Source organism: Sporosarcina sp. P37 (genome assembly GCF_002109365.1).
In the GTDB taxonomy this organism is placed as follows: Bacteria; Bacillota; Bacilli; order Bacillales_A; family Planococcaceae; genus Sporosarcina.
The window spans coordinates 2662937-2680965 of sequence record NZ_CP015349.1; the positions used below are offsets into that span (position 1 = coordinate 2662937).

15 protein-coding genes are annotated in these 18029 nt (G+C 48.1%); 11 read left to right on the forward strand and 4 right to left on the reverse strand.

The features are described 5' to 3' along the window. Positions 1–7: 7 nt before the first annotated feature. On the forward strand, positions 8–259 hold the full coding sequence (locus SporoP37_RS13355) for a CsbA family protein (protein WP_081244157.1): 252 nt from the start codon (positions 8–10) through the stop codon (positions 257–259). Between the two features lie 111 nt (positions 260–370). Here SporoP37_RS13355 and SporoP37_RS13360 read toward each other — a convergent pair whose 3' ends face one another. Both SporoP37_RS13360 and SporoP37_RS13365 read right to left on the reverse strand, forming a co-directional pair. Continuing rightward, on the reverse strand, positions 371–673 hold the full coding sequence (locus SporoP37_RS13360) for an AzlD domain-containing protein (RefSeq protein ID WP_081244158.1): 303 nt from the start codon (positions 671–673) through the stop codon (positions 371–373). Beyond that, positions 673–1395: an AzlC family ABC transporter permease gene (locus SporoP37_RS13365; RefSeq protein ID WP_232329768.1), complete on the reverse strand. Its 723-nt coding sequence runs from the start codon at positions 1393–1395 to the stop codon at positions 673–675. The genes SporoP37_RS13360 and SporoP37_RS13365 overlap by 1 nt, the downstream gene beginning before the upstream one ends. Before the next feature lie 110 nt (positions 1396–1505). Here SporoP37_RS13365 and SporoP37_RS13370 point away from each other — a divergent pair, with 110 nt between their 5' ends. The 8 genes from SporoP37_RS13370 (at position 1506) to SporoP37_RS13400 (ending at position 14485) form a co-directional block, all read left to right on the forward strand. Continuing rightward, a complete protein-coding gene (locus SporoP37_RS13370) occupies positions 1506–2138 on the forward strand; it encodes a TVP38/TMEM64 family protein (RefSeq protein WP_081244160.1) in 633 nt (210 codons plus the stop codon). A gap of 876 nt (positions 2139–3014) precedes the next feature. Continuing rightward, positions 3015–6506: a helicase-exonuclease AddAB subunit AddB gene (addB, locus tag SporoP37_RS13375; protein WP_085431221.1), complete on the forward strand. Its 3492-nt coding sequence runs from the start codon at positions 3015–3017 to the stop codon at positions 6504–6506. Further along, positions 6490–10191, forward strand: a complete 3702-nt coding sequence (gene addA / locus SporoP37_RS13380; RefSeq protein WP_085431222.1) for a helicase-exonuclease AddAB subunit AddA — start codon at positions 6490–6492, stop codon at positions 10189–10191. Before addB ends, addA begins: the two co-directional genes overlap by 17 nt. 2 nt (positions 10192–10193) lie before the next feature. Then, entirely contained in the window at positions 10194–11375 is a 1182-nt protein-coding gene (locus SporoP37_RS13385) for a DUF418 domain-containing protein (RefSeq protein ID WP_232329847.1), read from the forward strand. A 55-nt stretch (positions 11376–11430) separates the two neighbouring features. Next, the gene (locus SporoP37_RS13390; RefSeq protein ID WP_085431811.1) at positions 11431–12327 is read left to right on the forward strand and encodes a fumarylacetoacetate hydrolase family protein; all 897 of its coding nucleotides are present in this window, start codon (positions 11431–11433) and stop codon (positions 12325–12327) included. A gap of 91 nt (positions 12328–12418) precedes the next feature. Continuing rightward, positions 12419–12793 carry a YisL family protein gene (locus SporoP37_RS13395; RefSeq protein WP_081244165.1) on the forward strand — a complete coding sequence of 125 codons (375 nt, stop codon included), beginning with the start codon at positions 12419–12421 and terminating at the stop codon, positions 12791–12793. 34 nt (positions 12794–12827) lie between these two features. Next, on the forward strand, positions 12828–12956 hold the full coding sequence (locus tag SporoP37_RS17620) for a hypothetical protein (RefSeq protein WP_255363018.1): 129 nt from the start codon (positions 12828–12830) through the stop codon (positions 12954–12956). Between the two features lie 182 nt (positions 12957–13138). After that, complete coding sequence (locus tag SporoP37_RS13400; RefSeq protein WP_232329848.1) at positions 13139–14485, forward strand: alpha-amylase family glycosyl hydrolase; 1347 nt, start codon at positions 13139–13141, stop codon at positions 14483–14485. Positions 14486–14565: 80 nt separating this feature from the next. Here the strand turns inward: SporoP37_RS13400 and SporoP37_RS13405 are convergent, their stop codons facing one another. Next, positions 14566–15423: a DegV family protein gene (locus SporoP37_RS13405; RefSeq protein ID WP_085431225.1), complete on the reverse strand. Its 858-nt coding sequence runs from the start codon at positions 15421–15423 to the stop codon at positions 14566–14568. A 12-nt stretch (positions 15424–15435) separates the two neighbouring features. Then, complete coding sequence (locus SporoP37_RS13410; RefSeq protein WP_085431226.1) at positions 15436–16260, reverse strand: Cof-type HAD-IIB family hydrolase; 825 nt, start codon at positions 16258–16260, stop codon at positions 15436–15438. A gap of 172 nt (positions 16261–16432) precedes the next feature. On the opposite strand from SporoP37_RS13410, the gene SporoP37_RS13415 reads away from it, so the two are divergent. Then, on the forward strand, positions 16433–17275 hold the full coding sequence (locus tag SporoP37_RS13415) for a prolyl oligopeptidase family serine peptidase (protein ID WP_085431227.1): 843 nt from the start codon (positions 16433–16435) through the stop codon (positions 17273–17275). Then, positions 17256–17567, forward strand: coding sequence for a metal-sulfur cluster assembly factor (locus tag SporoP37_RS13420; RefSeq protein WP_081244170.1), 312 nt, complete (start codon positions 17256–17258; stop codon positions 17565–17567). Before SporoP37_RS13415 ends, SporoP37_RS13420 begins: the two co-directional genes overlap by 20 nt. The last annotated feature ends 462 nt before the right edge of the window (positions 17568–18029 follow it).

Below are 18029 nucleotides of genomic sequence, written 5' to 3' on the forward strand. Positions count from 1 at the left end.
GGACACTATGCAAGATTTCGATACGAAACTGTTGCTTGCGATGTTGCTGCCAGGAATTTTGGTCGTATTTTTCACCCGTGTGACATTTCATCATGTGGTCGGGTTAATTTTGACAGTGTCGCTCATTGCGGCGTCCGTCTATGCGGGATACACCCATAACTGGATGCTCTATGTGGCGGATGCTGTCTCACTTACTGCAGGTTTCTGGTTTGCAGCGCGTATGGTGAAAAATGCGCGGCTGAATCAGGCTGAGGAGTAAAAAAAGAGCGGTTTTCAAAGAGCATATTTGCTTTGAAAACCGCTTTTCTGTATCAAAAAGCAGTTGGCTGTTTTAACGAAGGCAGCTCAGGGGAATAGTAATAATACATAGTTAAAATAAACTGTACACGGCGAGTGCCGCAATCGTGCCGATGACCACAAACATGACGTCGAGTCCGATGAATGACAAAGCAAAAGCTGTTACAGCGCCAATGACGCCAAACAGGATGTCATCCTGGATATGTAAGATGGCGGGGAATATAAGCGCGCCAAGCACTGCAAACGGAATATTGCGCAATACGCCGCTGACAATCGGCGGCAGCTCTTTTCCGTCGAGAATCGTCAATGGAATCATTCGCGGCAGGTACGTAGCAACGGCCATGCCGAGCAGCATCCACCAATAAGAAGCACCCATCAGTTTTCCTCCTTCTGTGCAATAAATCGGTCTGCATTTTTATTACTCTTTACATACAGGATTTCAACGAAGATGGCGGACCCGAGTGTGGCAGCCAGAATCGACCATCCCGTAGATAAAGCATTGGAATAATATAATGCGCAATGAATCGCCGCGGCAATCAAAGCAAGCAGCACGACTTTGCGGTTGCCTTTCATCGAAGGCACAAGAAGCCCAATGAACATCGCATACAGCGCAACGGACATCGCTTTTTGCAGGAAATGCGGCAAATTCGCTCCAATAACGTGGCCGACTGCGGTGAAAATCACCCAGCTGCCGTACGCGATGAAGGCGACACCAAATGCAAACGCGGTCGTCACGGTGCGGTTCTTCTGCGTTGCGAGAACAGAAAATGTTTCATCTGTCACACCGAATGCATAGATGGCTTTCATCCATTTTGGTGCCGGCTCCACTTTTTCGCTTAATGAAGCGGTCATGAGAAAATGCCGGATATTGACGATAAACGTATTCATGACAATAAGCCAGGGCGCAACGCCGGTCGCAATGAGACTGAGCGCCATATACTGCGCAGCTCCTGCATACACGAACAGGCTCATTGCAGTCGCTTCGATTATAGACAATCCGGTTGTTTTGGCAAGAAGGCCGAACGTCAGCGCGACAGGGAAGTAACCGATCGCGATACTCGATCCTGCCTTCAGACCATGAGAAAACGTTGTATTCACTAAGCAGCCCATCCTTCTTTAACGAATCTGAATGCTAGTATACTATAACCGGACAAAATCCACAGCAGAACAAACAAAAACTGACTAAAAAACCGATGAGGGTGTTGGCGATGAATGAATGGTTATCAATTGATAAAGTAGAGGATTTGGCAGAGCAGTACGAAGCTCTTGGTTTCTTAATGGGGCTGCTGCCGCCATTTATAGAAGCTTTCCTGCCGTTTTTGCCGTTGGTCGTATTCGTAATCGCCAACGCCATCGCATTCGGATTCTGGTACGGTTTTATCCTGTCCTGGGCAGGGACGGTTGCAGGTTCGTATGTCGTGTTTCTGCTGATCCGGAAGTACGGCGGCAATAAGTTCTTCTCTTTCCTGACCCGTCCGAAGAAAGTGCAGCAGCTGATTCATTGGGTAGAGCGCAACGGCTTCGGCCCGCTGTTCATCCTGATCTGTTTTCCGTTTACCCCTTCTGCGCTGGTCAATCTGGTGGCGGGCTTGTCGAAGATGAACAGGAAGAATTATTTGTTTGCGCTGATGCTCGGTAAGCTGGTGATGATCATGATGATTACGTTTATCGGTTATGATGTGCGTGCGCTGTTGACGCAGCCGATCCGGACGCTGATTATGTTTGTAGTTATTTTCCTTCTGTGGCTGGTGGGCAAGTGGTTCGAGCGGCGGCTTGCGCGGAGGGTTGAGGATGACTTCAGAAGTTTTTCGAGTTTGTATAAGCAGGACGAAAAAGAATAAAGGTTAACGTTTCCTGTCTCTCTTTTCTTTCGGTACAATGGAAGAAAGAGGGCAGGATTTTTGTGCTTGGTGATAGAAGTGAGGGAGAGCGGGAAGGCGCGTTGATCCATATTCCAGGCGGGTCAATGGGCTGGATTTCTGCTGTCAGTCGTATAAATTTGCTTGTCTAAATTGTTGTTGTTTATATAAAGGGGATTTGTGTTGGGGTCGTTGCTCGACTGGTTGTTGGGGATTGGAGTTAGGGAGTGTCCGCTTTTAGGACCCGCACAGGCACGTGGGGGATTGCCTTACGTCATGAGCCAGCTGGCGAAGAGCGTGCCAGTTGTCTCATGACTTCGGCCGACCCCGCAGTTGTGCCTGCGCTGCTGAGTGGGAGCAATCCCAGCACTTTTTTAAAGGAGAAGAAGTGCAGTGACTATTGGACGATTAGTGTATGCTCTGGCAAAAGAAGTGTCATATTCTGCTTCCCCCTAACTGAACGGAGGCGCCTTCCAAGCGGTCGGCGAAGTGATGAGACTGACAGGATGCTCTTCCCTGTCTGGCTCATTGCGTAGCCATCCGCCAGCGCCGCAGTGGGTCCAAGGATGTTTTGCTTCTCTTATCACAATGACGGCAACTGGTGTATTCCATTTTCGATACAAAAAGCAGAAAACCATCTGCACAGCACTTGCCCGTCACATTTCAAAAATCAGAAGCCAAAGTAGCTCCCACTCACCGAACGAAGACGCCATACAAGCGGTCGGCTCATCGCGAAGCCATCCGCCAGCGCGCAGTGAGTCCAATGCCGTTTCACTTCACTTATTATAATGACGTACCAATTCCGTGCTACTTACTATATAACTATCATCCATTGCCCATGAAAGGGGAGAGAGAGCTATGTCGTTGCGTTTTGTTACAGGTCGCTCCGGTACAGGGAAGACGACTTTTATTGAACAGGAAATTGCAGAAGAGCTGAAGGAGCGGCCGATGGGGCCTCCTATCGTAATCATCGTGCCCGACCAGCAGTCATACTCGATGGAATACAGCCTGTCCGTCACACGCGGACTGTCCGGGATGATCCGTGCGCAAGTGCTGACGTTCAAACGCCTTGCGTGGCGCGTGCTGCAGGAAGTGGGCGGCATCACGCGGGAAGAAGTCGACAGCTTCGGCTACCGCATGCTCGTGCGCAGCGTGCTCGAAGAAAACAAAGACTCGTTCAAACTGTTTAAGCAGGCAGCCTCTAAACATGGATTCGCCGAGCAAGTCAGCGACATCATGAAAGAATTCAGCAAATACTGCATCGACCGGCAGGCGTTTGCCGAACTGACCGGCTCGCTGGCTTCCAAAGAAGCACCGAGAATTTTGCAGGATAAGGCGCATGACCTGCAGCTGCTGCTTGAGAAAATTGAAGAACGCCTTGGAACGACCTATATGGACAGTGAAGGGCAGCTCAACGCACTTGCTGAACAGTTGCCGCATACGGAGTGGCTGCAGGATGCATCGATCTATATTGACGGTTTCGGCGACTTTACGACACAGGAATACAACATCATTACACAATTAATGAAATATACGAAACGTGTCACGGTTGTGCTGCCGATGGAAGAAAAGCTCCACAGCGGAGAGCATGAACTGTTCCATACAGCAGAACAGCAATACGAAACGCTGCAGCAGCTCGCATACAGTGAATCTGTTGAGCACGAAGAACGGGTTCATCTGACGGAACTGCAGCGCTTTGCGAACCAGGAACTTGCACATCTGGAAGAACAGTTCGATCGGTACCCGCCAAAAGCGTGTGAAGCGACCGGTGCCATTCATCTGATTGAAGCGACGAACCGGCGGGCGGAAGTGCATGCGGTGGCGCGGTCGATTCGGAAAATGATGCGTGAAGGCAAGCGCTACCGAGGAATGACGGTATTGTACCGGCAGCCAGATGCGTATGACGAATTGATTCAAAATATTTTTACGCAATATGATATCCCTGTTTTCATCAGTCAGAAAAAGCCGATGCTGCATCATCCGCTCATCGAATTCGTTCGTTCATTGCTGGAAGCGGTGCGCACGGATTGGTCGTATGAAGCGGTGTTCCGTGCAGTAAAGACGGATCTCTTTTTCCCTGCCAATGAAAGCAAACAAGTGTGGAGGGAAAGGGCTGACCGCCTGGAGAATTTTGTGCTGGCAAAAGGAATTCACGGCACTTCACGCTGGAATGATGAAGAACGCTGGAAAGTCAGCCGTTACCGGGGACTGGAAAAGATTCGCACCGTGCAGACCGATGAAGAACTCGCGGCACAGGCGGAGTTTGCGGAGACTCGGGATTTGATTCGCACGCCGCTTATGGAACTGCAGCAGAAACTGAAAGCGGCAGTGACCGGGCGGGACGTCGCGGAGGCATTGTTTGTCACGCTGGAATCATTGAACGTCTACGATAAAATCATTGAGCTGCAGCAGATGGAACATACGAACAACCGGCTGCAGGCGGCCGCAGAACACGAACAGGCATGGACTAGCTGGATCAATGTGCTCGATCAGTTTGTGCTGATGTTTGGAGACAAGGAACTTCCGATTGCGGAATCGATCAAAATTCTCGATGAAGGATTCGATACGCTGGAATTTAAACTCATTCCGCCGTCACTCGACCAAGTGACCGTGACGACAGTGGAGCTGTTTAATTCCATGGACGTGGAGGCCGTGTTTGTGCTCGGTGCGAATGAAGGGGTACTGCCTCTCCGCAATGATCACGAAGGATTATTATCAGACGGTGACCGGGAATTATTCAGTGAACTTGGCATTACGCTGGCACCGACTACCAAGCTCCAGCTTATGCGCGAATCGTTTATGGTGTACCGTGCGTTCACAGGAGCGAGTCAGCGGCTGACCGTCAGTTATCCGGTTGCGGACGAGGAGGGAAAGGCGCTCATACCGTCGCTTTACATTCCGAGGCTGCAGCAGATTGTATCGAATATACCGCTTGAAACAGCAGTTATTGAGCCGACCGAACTGTCAGAAGTTGAAGATAAGCTGACGTATATTGAGCACCCGGAAGTGGCGCTGTCTTACGCGATCCGCATGATGCGTGAAGCTTCTGCCCATGAGGAAATCGAACCTGAATGGCAGGCGGTCCTTGCATATTATACTGAAGATCCGCTCTGGTCATCGATTATCCAGTCGATTGTGCAGCCTGCTTTAAAACGCCAGAAAACAGAGCTGCTGGAGCCGGAATTGACGGCCGGTTTATATGGATCTTCGTTTACAACGAGTGTATCGCGGATCGAATCGTATTACAGCTGTCCGTTCCAGCATTTCACGACGTACGGGCTTGGCTTGCAGGAGCGTTTTGAATTTCAGCTGGAAGCACCGGATATCGGGGATTTATTCCACGCGGCGCTGAAATGGGTGTCTGATGAAGTGATGCGCCAGGGGCTTTCCTGGGCTGCGCTGACGAAAGAACAGTGCTGGCAGCTGGGCCGGGATGCGATTGATGCATTAGCGCCGAAGTTTTTCCACCGTATTTTACTGTCGAGCCAGCGCTATGCATATATCCAAAGAAAATTGATGCAAATTATTCAGCGGACGATCCGCGCACTGCAGTCACAGGCGCGCAATTCAAGATTTACGCCGATTGCGATTGAAGCAGGGTTTGGTCCGAATGAAGAAATCGCGCCGCTTGAAATTAATTTGAAAAACGGCCGGCATATGCATATTAGAGGACGAATTGACCGCATTGACACAATGAAAAAAGATGATCAGACGTTTCTGCGTGTAGTGGATTATAAATCTTCAGCACGGGCGCTCGATTTGACGGAAGTGTATTACGGCTTGTCGCTGCAAATGCTGACTTATCTCGATGTTGCGCTTGAGCATGCGGAAGACTGGCTCGGTGTGTATGCGAATCCGGCAGGGGTGCTGTATATGTATGTGCACAATCCGATGCTGCGCATGACGAAAGAGCTGACCGAAGAAGCGGTAGAAAAAGAATTGCTTAAATCCTATAAAATGCAAGGCTATATTATTGAAGACGCTGAAGTGGCGCTCGGCATGGACGACAGACTGGAAAGTGAGTCACTTATTATTCCGGCGCGCCTGAAAAAAGACGGGACGTTTTATTCGACGTCGAAAGTAGTGCCGCCTGAAGATATTAATATGATGCGTTCATTTGTCCGGAAAAGGCATCAGCAGGCGGGCGACGGAATGCTGTCAGGCGATACGCGCGTGTATCCGTACCGGCTGAAAGAACATATGCCATGTACGTTCTGTTCGTATCAGTCCATCTGTCAGTTCGACAAGACGGATCCGACACAGCCGACGCGGAATTATACGGCGTTCAAGCCCGAAGAATCATTAGAAAAGATGCGGAAGGAGATAGATCCAGATGCGAATTCCAGATAAGCCGCCGCATGAGACGTTCACGGACGACCAATGGAGGGCAATCCATGCGTCCGGCAAAGATATCCTCGTGTCTGCAGCTGCAGGTTCGGGGAAAACAAAAGTCCTTATTACGCGGATGATAGAAAAAGTATTGAATACGGAAAATCCGATCGATGTCGATCAGCTGCTCGTTGTCACATTTACAAATGCGGCTGCTGCAGAGATGCGCCACCGGATGGCCAGTGCACTTGAAGAAGCGATCATTAATGATCCGTCTTCTGTTCATTTGCGCAGACAGTTGAATCTGCTGAATAAAGCACAAATTTCTTCTTTGCACTCGTTCTGCCTGCAAGTCGTGCGGCAATACTCGTATGTGCTTGATATTGATCCTGGATTCCGGATTGCCGATGCAGCGGAAGCATCGATTCTGCGTGACGATACGATTGCACTCGTGCTTGAGGACGCATACAGCCAGGCAGATCCAGAGGCAATTTATCGTCTGAGCGACAGTTTTACGGCGGACCGGAACGACCAGGCAATTGAAACACTGATAGACAAGCTCTATGACTATTCACGCGTGCACCCGAATCCTTCGCAGTGGCTGGCACTCATTCCTCAGCAGTATGAAATTGGAGACGATGCGACAATTGACGGTCTGTCATTTATTGATTCGCTGAAAGTTTCGATCCGTCATACGCTTGAGGAAGCGAAAACGGTTACGCGGGATCTCCAGCGGGTGGCGGAAATGAATGAAGGGCCGCTGCCGCTGCAGGAGACCGCTAAAGCGGATGAAGCCTGGATTGACGGGGCGCTTCATCATATGCTTCACGGCACATGGGAAGAGGCTTTTACGTATTTCCAGACGCTGAAATGGGTGAAAGCGGGCACGATTAAGAAAGACACTTGTGATGAAGAACTGGCGGCACGCGGCAAAGCGATGCGCGATCAGGTGAAGAAAATCGTCAATGCATTAAAAGATACGTATTTTACGAGAACACCTGCCAGGCTGCTGGAAGAAATCCGCCTGATGGCACCGCTCATGCATACGCTGGTCGGACTTGTCGAAGATTTTGCCGTGCGTTATCAAAAGGTAAAAGAAGAGCGCGGCTTAGTGGATTTCTCTGATTTGGAGCATTATGCGCTGCAGATTTTATCCAAAGAAGGCGAACTGACACCGTCTGATATTGCGATTGACTACCGGAACCGCTTTGCGGAAGTGCTTGTCGATGAGTACCAGGACACGAACTTTTTACAGGAAGCCATTTTGCAGCTAATCAAGCAGGGCGGTGAAGCGGACGGGAATTTATTTATGGTTGGGGATGTTAAGCAGTCGATCTATCGCTTCCGTCTCGCAGAACCGGGGCTCTTTTTAGGCAAGTATGGCCGTTTTACAGAAGATGTGCAGCAGCAGGGGCTGAAAATCGATTTGAACGCCAATTTCCGGAGCCGCAAGGAAGTGCTCGACGCAACGAACTTCATTTTCAGGCAAATCATGGGGACACGCGTCGGTGAAATTGAATATGACGAAGCGGCGGCGCTGAAGTACGGCGCGCAATATCCTGAAAAAGAAGTGGCGGCAGGACTGACGATACTTTATGAAAATGAAGAGGAAGAAGGTCTGTCGGAAGAGCAGGAAGCACAGCAGGAGCTGAAGAAATCCCAAGTGGAGGCACGTGCCATCGCGCAGAAAATCAACGCGTGGAAAGACAGTCAGGCACAGGTGTCAGACGCCTTCAGCGGAAAGCAGCGTCCGCTTGAGTACCGCGATATCGTCATTCTCATGCGTTCGATGACATGGTCGGGAGAAATTGCGGATGAACTGAAAGCGGCGGGCATTCCTGTCTATGTGGAATTATCGTCTGGCTATTTTGACGCCATTGAAGTGATGATCATGCTGAATACTTTGCGGGTGATTGATAATCCGTATCAGGATATTCCGCTCGTATCCGTTCTGCGGGCACCGTTTGTCGGCCTGACGGAAAATGAACTTGCGCAGATCCGTCTGGTAAACCGGAATGTATCGTTTTACGAGGCAGTGCAGACATTTATGCAGACAGGCGGCGCCGGCATTCATTCTGCTGCACAGGAAAAACTGCAGCGTTTTTTCCTGCTCCTGGAAGACTGGCGCAATATGGCCCGGCACGGATCGCTGTCAGAATTAATTTGGCAAGTGTATCAAGATACGTATTACTACGAAATGGTCGGAATTCTGCCAAACGGCAAACAGCGACAGGCGAATTTGCGTGCGCTGCATGACCGGGCAATGATGTATGAAAAAACTTCATTCCGCGGTCTGTTCCGCTTCCTTCGTTTCATCGACCGCATGCGTAAACGCGGTGATGATCTCGGAGAAGCGCGTTTTATGAGCGAAAAGGAAAACGTCGTCCGCATCATGACGATCCACTCGTCCAAAGGGCTCGAGTTCCCGTATGTATTTTTAGCCGGCATGGGGCGTCCTTTCAATAAGATGGACTTCCATAATCCGTATCTGTTCGATCAGCACTTCGGCCTGGCTGTCAAAGCGATTGATCCTGACAAGCGAATCATGTTCACCTCTTTGCCGTTCCTCGCGATCAAAGAGAAGAAAGAGCTCGAGATGCGTGCAGAAGAGATGCGGGTGCTCTACGTGGCCATGACGCGTGCTAAAGAGCATCTGGAGCTGATCGCATCGGTCAAAGATATTGAAAAAACGATCACGCAGTGGCAGGAAGCACAGCTGCTTGATGAATCAGAGCCGCTGCCTGAATATAAACGTTCAAGGGCGGCCGGTTATCTTGACTGGATCGGTCCCGCAGTTGCGCGCCATATCGACTTCATGAAGTTCGGCAAGACAGCGGGCGGGGAACTGATGGATGATGCATCGAAGTGGGAAGTCAACGCGTATCCATTTTCCGCGTTCCGTAGCACAGAGGAGACCGGATTTGATGACTGGCTGCCGGTTGATCAGGAAGCGGCAGTGGCGGATCCGGAACTGACGGAAGTAGTGCGCAGCCGTTTTGACGCGCAATATCCGTATGAGGCTGCGGTCGGCATGTCATCTAAACAGTCCGTCAGCGAATTGAAACGGATTGCATTGCTGGAGCTCGAACGCGGAGACGCCGATCCGTTTGAAGAGCTGGAGACGGATGCTGCAAAACGCATGACAAATCTTCATGCGCGTCCTTCCTTTTTACAGCAGCGCTCGCTGACAAAAGCAGAGATTGGTACGGCGATGCATACGGTCATGCAGCATCTTGACTTGAAGAATGAACTTGATCAGGAAAGTGCCGCACAATTTGTCCGGCAGCTGGAAACACGTGAGCTGCTGACGAAAGAAGAAGCGGCAGTCATCGACGTGCAGGCAATTGCGGAGTTTTTCCATACGCCGCTCGGTCAGCGGATGAAGCAGGCCGACCAAGTTCTGCGTGAGATGCCGTTCACATATGCTCACCGCGCTGCAGAAGGCGAGTATCAGCTGCTGCAGGGGATTGCGGACTGCTTATTCCATGAAGACGGCGAGTGGGTGCTTGTCGATTATAAAACAGATGACGTCAGTAAGTTTTATTCTGACAAGGCGATTGCCAATGAAATGCAAATCCGTTACGGCACGCAGCTGAATCTGTATAAGAACGTGCTGGAATCCATTTTGTCGATTGAAATAAAAGAAATGCTCCTGTATTTATTCAGCGAGGCAAAAACTATTAGCTTACAGGAGGAATTAGTTTGAAGGTGACTCCTACGCCACTTACAGAGCGGGTGGAAGCACTCGATTACTTGAGGGGCATCGCATTACTCGGGATTCTCATTGCGAATATGCTGCATTTCCATTCACCGTATGCGTATATGGATCCGTATTCGTGGTATACCATACCGTCTGAGCAGTCCATGTTCCATTTTATTGATGTATTTATCGAAGCAAGTTTCTATCCGCTGTTTGCGATGCTGTTCGGCTACGGCATCAATATGCAGTATGAGAAATCAGTAAAGCAGAATACAGCGTTCGGTCCTTTCATGGCAAAGCGGATGACAGTCCTGCTCTTATTCGGTGTGCTGCATGCTGTGCTGATCTGGTCGGGGGATATACTTGTTACGTATGCTCTGATGGGATTCATCATGATCGCAGTCGTTCGGATACCGAGAAAGTGGCTGCTGGCTCTGTCACTCCTGATCTATTTCGTGCCGTCGCTGCTGCTCTACGGCTTGTCCGTACTGATGCGCAGTAATAGCGGATCTTTCATGATGGACGGGTTCGCAGATACGAAGCAAATTGAATTGGCGATTTCAGCTTACGGAAACGGAACGTTCGGTGAAATTTTTGCTTTTCGTCTGAATGAATTTTTTATGTTTGAAATTATCGGCTTGTTGACTTCTGGTTTTATTATTTTGCCATTGATTATGATGGGGGCTGCCTTTTCCAAGTGGAAGGTGATCGAAAAGATGTATGCCCATAAAGGGAAACTGCTGGTTGTGCTGTTCGTTTTCCTTCCTGTCGGGCTTGTGCTGAAAAACGTTCCGAACTGGGATGGGCCGAAATTTGAAAATGTTCTGCTGGTGCAGTCGATATTTGGCGGACCTGTCCTGACAGTCGGCTGGGCGGCATTGTTTTTACTGCTGTTTCAGGTCCCATTTTTGAAGTACATCACAAAGCCGTTCGCAACCGTCGGCCGAATGGCGTTTACCACGTATATCATGCAGTCGGTTATTGCGACGCTGATATTTTATTCATACGGAGCCGGTCTGTATGGTAAAGTAGATATAGTGACCGGCACGTGGCTGGCCATCGGTATTTTTGCGGCCCAGCTCATTGCAGCGCAGGTCTGGCTGTCGAAATTCCGCATGGGACCGCTTGAAGCCTTATGGCGGAAGCTGTCCTACGGAAAGAATTTCGACAATAAAGAGGAAAAAGTATAGATTTTGTCGTAACATAGGAGTATGTGAATTCACATAGAAAGGGTTGGGCATTCAAATGAAACTATTGTCATTCCGTTACGAAGGGCAGACATTATTCGGACCAAAAGTGAAACGTGAGGAAGCTGTTTGGAATGTACTTGCAATGGCAGAAGCACTGGAGCAGACTGATTTTCCTAAGACCATGATTGAAGCTGTATCTCTTGGCATGGATTTTGTAGAGATGGTTCGTAAATTGGTAGAGAAAACGGAAGCTGAAGGAAATGCAGAGCAGTTTAAGCATGCGTTTACAGCGATTGAGTGGCTGTCTCCAATCCCGCGCACACCGAAAAACGTATTATGTGTAGGCAAGAACTATTTGGATCATGCGGAGGAACTCGGATCAAAAGCACCGGAAAAACTGATGCTGTTTACAAAATCTCCAACTGCTATTGCTGGAGATGAGCAAACACTTCCAGTTCACAGCGATGTAACGGATTCATTGGATTACGAAGGGGAATTGGCTGTCGTCATCGGCAGAACAGGCAAGAATATCCCTAAGCAGCTGGCGTATGATTATGTTTTCGGTTATACAATCGGCAATGACATTACAGCGCGCAATATCCAGACGGAGCACAGACAGTTCTTCTTAGGCAAAAGCTTAGACGGCTCTTGTCCGATGGGGCCTTATGTAGTGACGAAAGACGAAATTCCAAACCCGCAAAATTTATCCGTCGTTACAAAAGTAAATGATGAAGTGCGTCAAAACGGCAATACATCGGCTATGATTTTCAAAATCGATGACCTGATTGCAGAAATTTCCAAGTATGTGACGCTGGAGCCGGGCGATGTGATTCTGACAGGTACGCCTGCCGGGGTAGGCAAAGGCATGACGCCGCCGACATATTTGAAAAAGGGCGATACAGTAAAGGTATCAGTGCAAGGTATCGGCACATTAGTCAACCGTTTCGAATAATCTTCCGGAATATGAAATAAGCAATAGAATAGTCGTTGTTTGAAAGATATGGTAGAATATCAAACGACTATACTAAAATGAGGTGGCAATATTGGGCTTTTTAACTGATACAACCCACATGCATATTTTTACGTGGGTAGTTGCAATTGTACTATTTTTAGTTTCTGCCAGCATGGCAACAGGATCAAAAGGTAAAACAGTAACACATATGATTTTGCGTCTGTTCTACGTGCTGATCATCATTACAGGGGCGGCGCTGTTCTTCAAGCATATGACGATTGATTCTGCGCTGTACGGAATTAAGTTCGTACTCGGTATTTTGACTATCGGATTTATGGAAATGGTGCTTGTGCGCGGCAATAAAGGAAAAAACACAGGACTTATGTGGATTCTTTTCATCGTCGCATTACTGGCAACATTATTTGTTGGCTTCAAACTGCCGGTGGGCTTCAACTGGTTTGCGTAAGAACTAAACATTGAATGTAAAAGGGGATGAGCAAATGGCCGCATCAACGGGGTGGATATTTTTACTTGTAATCCTGTTATTGATGGCGCTGTTTGCCGTCACCGTTTTGATCAGTGCGCGCAGGCAGCATGATCCTGACTTTTCTTCAGAAGATGATCAGTGAGCAGCAGTGGAGGGTTTTCCCTCTTACTGCTTTTTTATTTGTCGCGGGCGGCCATTTTTTCACAAGATTGTCGCATTTACATACGGTACCAGCTGTTTTCAAAAGAAAGAATGGCGCTGTTTGCGGCCGTTTGATAAACTGAAAGAAGAGTTTTGTGAGGAGGATTTACTAAATTGAAACGAATGATCGGACTATTGGCGGCATGTATGCTTGCCCTATCTATAGCAACACCGGCTTTTGCAGATACCGGCAGAACATTCAGTGATGAAAGTATTTATGATTTGCTCGTTGACCGTTTCAACAATGGTCTCGGGGAAAATGATTTCGAAGCGGATGCAAAAGATCCCAGCGCTTTTAATGGCGGAGACTTTGCCGGAATCAGCAACCGCCTTCAGCATTTGCTCGACATGCATTTTACGATGATTTCGGTCGGTCCGGTTTTCAAAACCGCTTCCTATGACGGAAATGACGTACTCGATTATAACGAGATCGAACCGCACTTCGGAACAGCAGAACAATTCACGGCGTTGATTGATGAAATGCATGACAATGATTTAAAAGTCATGGCAGATTTCCCTTTCACTGGTGATGTAACGGATGCGGCTGTTCAAAACGAATTGAAGGAATATGCGGTACAATTTGTTACGGATTATGAACTGGACGGGCTTCGTCTGACGAAACTTGGCCAGGCAGACACGGATTTTTTAAATGGTGTTATTAATGCAGTGAAGGAAGCACGTGAAGGGTTATATGTAATTACGAATGAAGCAAGTGATGCATCATTTGACAGCACGCCTGCTGAAAAGGAAAGTGCAGCAATGCAGGAATCTTTCGTTCAAGTAGATCCGGATTCCTCTTCATTGGATCAAATCGGCAAAGACAGCGAAGGGAAGCTGCTTCAGTTCGATGATCTGACAGGGCCGCGCTTCACTTATAAAATGGTGGAGCTGCGCCAATTCCCTCCAACACGCTGGAAAGTGGCAACAGCGGCACAATTCATGCTTCCTGGCGTGCCGTTAGTGCCGTATGCAACTGAAATTGCCGTCAACGGAAAAGAAGCGCCTGAATCCCATCCGTTCTTTAACTTCAAGACCGATATGGAACTGAAAGAGTGGATCGGGGATCTCAACACGCTTCGTAATGACTCCGACACATTGCGCAACGGAGATTTTAAATTCCTGCACAATCAAGATGGCTTCGTCGTATTTGAACGCACATCGGATGAGGAAAAATGGATCATTGCGCTGAACAACACATCAGAAGTGCAAAGCATAGAAATCGACCCGGAAAAAATCGGAGAGAATAAAAAACTCCGCGGTGTTCTTGGCCAGGATTTAATTAAAGAAACAAAAGACAATAAATATCACATTGTGCTTGATCGTGAGCTTGCTGAAATTTATATCATTGAAGACGACAAAGGCTTCAACACGCCTTATCTGATCGCTTCTATCATGGTTGTCGTACTGTTCCTGCTGTTCCTGTACATGGTGATTCGCAAAGGTAAACAGTCCGGGCAAGCGGGGCAGTGAGTGAAACACCTGATTATACATGAACAAAAAACGCGAGGAAAATGAAAACAGACAGTCTGCACATGCGCAGACTGTCTGTTTTATTCATTTTCTGTTTGATTCAGGAAGAATAATGCTATCGTTCCGGGGCCTGCATGTGAGCCGATAACGGAGCCGATTTGATGGATTTCAATGGCTTTTGGCTTGACGACTTCTTGGATCATTTCCTCAAATTCTTTGGCGGTTTTTAAATCGTCGCCGTGGCTGATGGCAATCGTTTGCTCCTGCAGGTTGCTGCCGCGCTCTTCCATCATTTCAATCATGCGGCGAAGCACTTTCTTGCGTCCGCGATGCTTCTCTATCGGCACAAGTTTTCCCTCTTCTACGTGGAGCAGCGGCTTGATGTTGAGCAGGCCGCCGAAGAACGCACTCGCTTTGGATACACGTCCGCCTTTCGCGAGGTAGTCCAGATCTTCCACTGTGAATAAATGTTCCATATGTGAGGCCATTGTGCGGACTTTATCTTCGATTTCCTGCACACCGAGACCTTCATCCCGCAGACGCACTGCTTCTTTAACGAGCAGGCCGTAACCGAGGGACGCGCAGTGTGAATTGATGATTGCCAAGTTCATGGAAGGGTTTTCCTCCCTTACTTGATCACTCGTCATGACAGCTGTTTGATACGTTCCGGACAGCTCGGAGGAGAAAGCAATATAAAGACCGTCTTCACCGGATGCTGCGAGGCAATTCCAAGTTTGCATCATTTTATCAGGTGAAGCCTGCGATGTTTTTGGCTGCTGTCCTTGGCGAATGGCATCAAACACTTCGTTAGAATGAATTTCAACGATGTCTTCATATTCCTTGCCATCAAGAAGGACACTGAGCGGAAATAATTCCACATCATTTTCTTTAAAAAATTCCAGCGGTAAATCACAGGCACTGTCTGCAAAAATTTTCATATCTTTTCCCCCTTATACGACGATGTTTTTCTGTAGTGCCAAACGTTCTTCAAGTATCCGTGAAATTCCATCTTCATTATTCGTATCGGTAATTTCATCCGCAATCGATTTTAATCGGTCGATCGCATTCCCCATAGCTACCCCTGTACCTGCGTAATCAATCATTTCCAAATCATTGTCTTCGTCGCCGAACGCGATGATCCGTTCTTTCGGCACGTTCATCCATTTCGAGACGGCATCGATTCCGACGGCTTTATTCAGGCCGTGACGAACGATTTCCACGATATGGAACGGCGCTCCCCAGCGGCGGTGATCGATAACTTCCGCATGCAGATCTTCAAGGTGCCGGCGAATCGGTTCGACTGTCGGCTGATCCGCTTGAATCAGCAGGCTGGTCGGATCTGTTTTTAACGAATCCCGGATATCTCCTGCTGTAATGAGCGGATTGCCAAAGTTTAAAATATCTAAAAAGCGTTCATCATGATATTGGGCATAAACGTCATCCATCACTTCCGCCACAATATTTTTTACGGGGAAGTCCTGCATCGCTTCCACGACTTCATTGACAACCGGCAAAGCGATTGGTTCATGAATCGTCTTCCACGAGCTGTCAGTCGGATGATGAACGAATGCACCGTTAAAATTGACAATAGGTGTCTTCAATCCAAGCTGCCGGTAATAGATCTCGCTGGCACGGTACGGACGCCCGGTTGCAATCATCACGTGATGACCTTGCGAAGCGGCTATGCGCAATGATTCCATAGTTTTAGGTGAAATGACTTTCTCGTCTGTCAGTAAAGTTCCGTCCAAATCCAACACGATTAAATGCGGTTTCATTGAATCCTCTCCTATAGGTACTGATAAGTTCTCCTTATTATGTCTTTATAGTTTATCGTTAATAGAGAGAGTAAGTCAAAAGAATGAATGATAAGGCGAAGGTTTTGTCATCTCTGCTAAATGTTGTTATTCTGAAATAACAGCAAATGATCGCAGGAAAAGAGGAATCGGAATGATTATTCGTTCAGAACAATGGCGGGAAATACCTGTCCTTCATATCGTGGAACAGTCAAAAGAGGCCGAGCGTATTCCGGTCGTACTATTTTTTCACGGATTTACCAGTGCGAAAGAACATAATTTACATTATGCATATAACTTGGCGAAACAAGGAATCCGTGTTATTTTGCCGGAAGCAAAGCTGCATGGAGACCGTTCAGAATCATTGGATGAGTTTCAGCTGGCATTAAACTTTTGGGGAATCGTTTTGAATTCAATTAAAGAAGCGGACATGCTATATGAAGAGCTGCATCGAAAAGGGCTGGCAGACGACAGCACGCCAATCGGGATGGCAGGCACGTCGATGGGCGGCATCACTACTTTCGGCTGTCTGGCAAGCTATGACTGGATTGATGCAGCTTCTGTCATGATGGGCTCACCGGCATTCACACGTCTGGCAAAAGGACAGATCGCTTATGCGGAGCGCGGCGGCCGGAAAATTCCTGTATCTGCCGAAGAACGTGAGAAGCTGTTTACTGCACTTGATCAAGTGGATTTATCAAAAAATGCAAGAAGACTTCATCAGCGTCCGCTGTTCATGTGGCACGGAGAGCAAGATACTATGGTGCCATTTGAAATCACAAAAGACTTCTATGAAGAAATTCAGCAAGATTACGAAGACCATCCGGAACGCCTGAAATGGATGCCTGACGAAAATGCGGGACATACAGTTTCACGTAAGGGAATGCTTGCTTCAGTCGATTGGCTTGCACAGCATTTGCTTGCGCGGCAGTATGTTGGTAAGATAGAATCATCACACATCAGAGAGGAGCATTCCGATGAGCGAAGAAGAAATTAAGCAATATTTGTTCGGTGCACTAGAAAACGTCATCGACCCTGAACTGGGTATTGATATCGTCAACCTTGGATTGGTTTACAATGCAGAGCTGCTTGAAGGCGGCGTTGCGAAAGTCACGATGACACTGACATCCATGGGCTGCCCGATGGGTCCGCAGATCGTAGCAAACATCAAGCAAGAACTGATGGAACTTCCTGAAGTGAAAGAAGCAGAAGTTGACATCGTCTGGAACCCCCCATGGTCCCGCGACAACATGTCACGCTACGCAAAAATGGCACTCGGCGTAAGATAATAGATCACACAAACCACACGGTTCCCATCGTGTGGTTTTTTTATTGGGAATGTACAGAATGGAGTGATTCGGGTCAGCCAGCGATTCTAAAATAATTATGATCGCGGCTTTAGGCAGTATGTGAATTATTTTGGCTGTTGAATCTATTGCAGGTTTGCCTGCAGAACAGATTACATTTTAAGTCCGTAATGACTGCAAGTCCCCCTTACATGTATAACAAAAGTATCTTCATCTAATCAATGAGCGGATAACAGGCTAGTATGAGCGCTTGCACAGATCCATTGAGCGCTTAACGACAGTTTTGAGCGGTTGCCAGCCCGCATAGAGCGCTCGCATATCCACTATGATCGCTTAGGAAGGATTAATGAGCGGCAGCCGAGGGTGTTTCAAGATCACGTCACAGCCAAACACTACTTCAAAAACGGCATAAATGAAATGGAGCGGAAAACCTCATACGCAGAT

Excerpts from the sequence above, each read along its gene's own strand:
- SporoP37_RS13355 (WP_081244157.1), top strand. The coding sequence starts at position 8 with ATGCAAGATTTCGATACGAAACTGTTGCTTGCGATGTTGCTGCCAGGA.
- SporoP37_RS13360 (WP_081244158.1), bottom strand. The coding sequence starts at position 673 with ATGGGTGCTTCTTATTGGTGGATGCTGCTCGGCATGGCCGTTGCTACG.
- SporoP37_RS13370 (WP_081244160.1), top strand. The coding sequence starts at position 1,506 with ATGAATGAATGGTTATCAATTGATAAAGTAGAGGATTTGGCAGAGCAG.
- addB (WP_085431221.1), top strand. The coding sequence starts at position 3,015 with ATGTCGTTGCGTTTTGTTACAGGTCGCTCCGGTACAGGGAAGACGACT.
- addA (WP_085431222.1), top strand. The coding sequence starts at position 6,490 with ATGCGAATTCCAGATAAGCCGCCGCATGAGACGTTCACGGACGACCAA.
- SporoP37_RS13390 (WP_085431811.1), top strand. The coding sequence starts at position 11,431 with ATGAAACTATTGTCATTCCGTTACGAAGGGCAGACATTATTCGGACCA.
- SporoP37_RS17620 (WP_255363018.1), top strand. The coding sequence starts at position 12,828 with ATGGCCGCATCAACGGGGTGGATATTTTTACTTGTAATCCTGTTATTG.
- SporoP37_RS13400 (WP_232329848.1), top strand. The coding sequence starts at position 13,139 with ATGATCGGACTATTGGCGGCATGTATGCTTGCCCTATCTATAGCAACA.
- SporoP37_RS13405 (WP_085431225.1), bottom strand. The coding sequence starts at position 15,423 with ATGAAAATTTTTGCAGACAGTGCCTGTGATTTACCGCTGGAATTTTTT.
- SporoP37_RS13410 (WP_085431226.1), bottom strand. The coding sequence starts at position 16,260 with ATGAAACCGCATTTAATCGTGTTGGATTTGGACGGAACTTTACTGACA.
- SporoP37_RS13415 (WP_085431227.1), top strand. The coding sequence starts at position 16,433 with ATGATTATTCGTTCAGAACAATGGCGGGAAATACCTGTCCTTCATATC.
- SporoP37_RS13420 (WP_081244170.1), top strand. The coding sequence starts at position 17,256 with ATGAGCGAAGAAGAAATTAAGCAATATTTGTTCGGTGCACTAGAAAAC.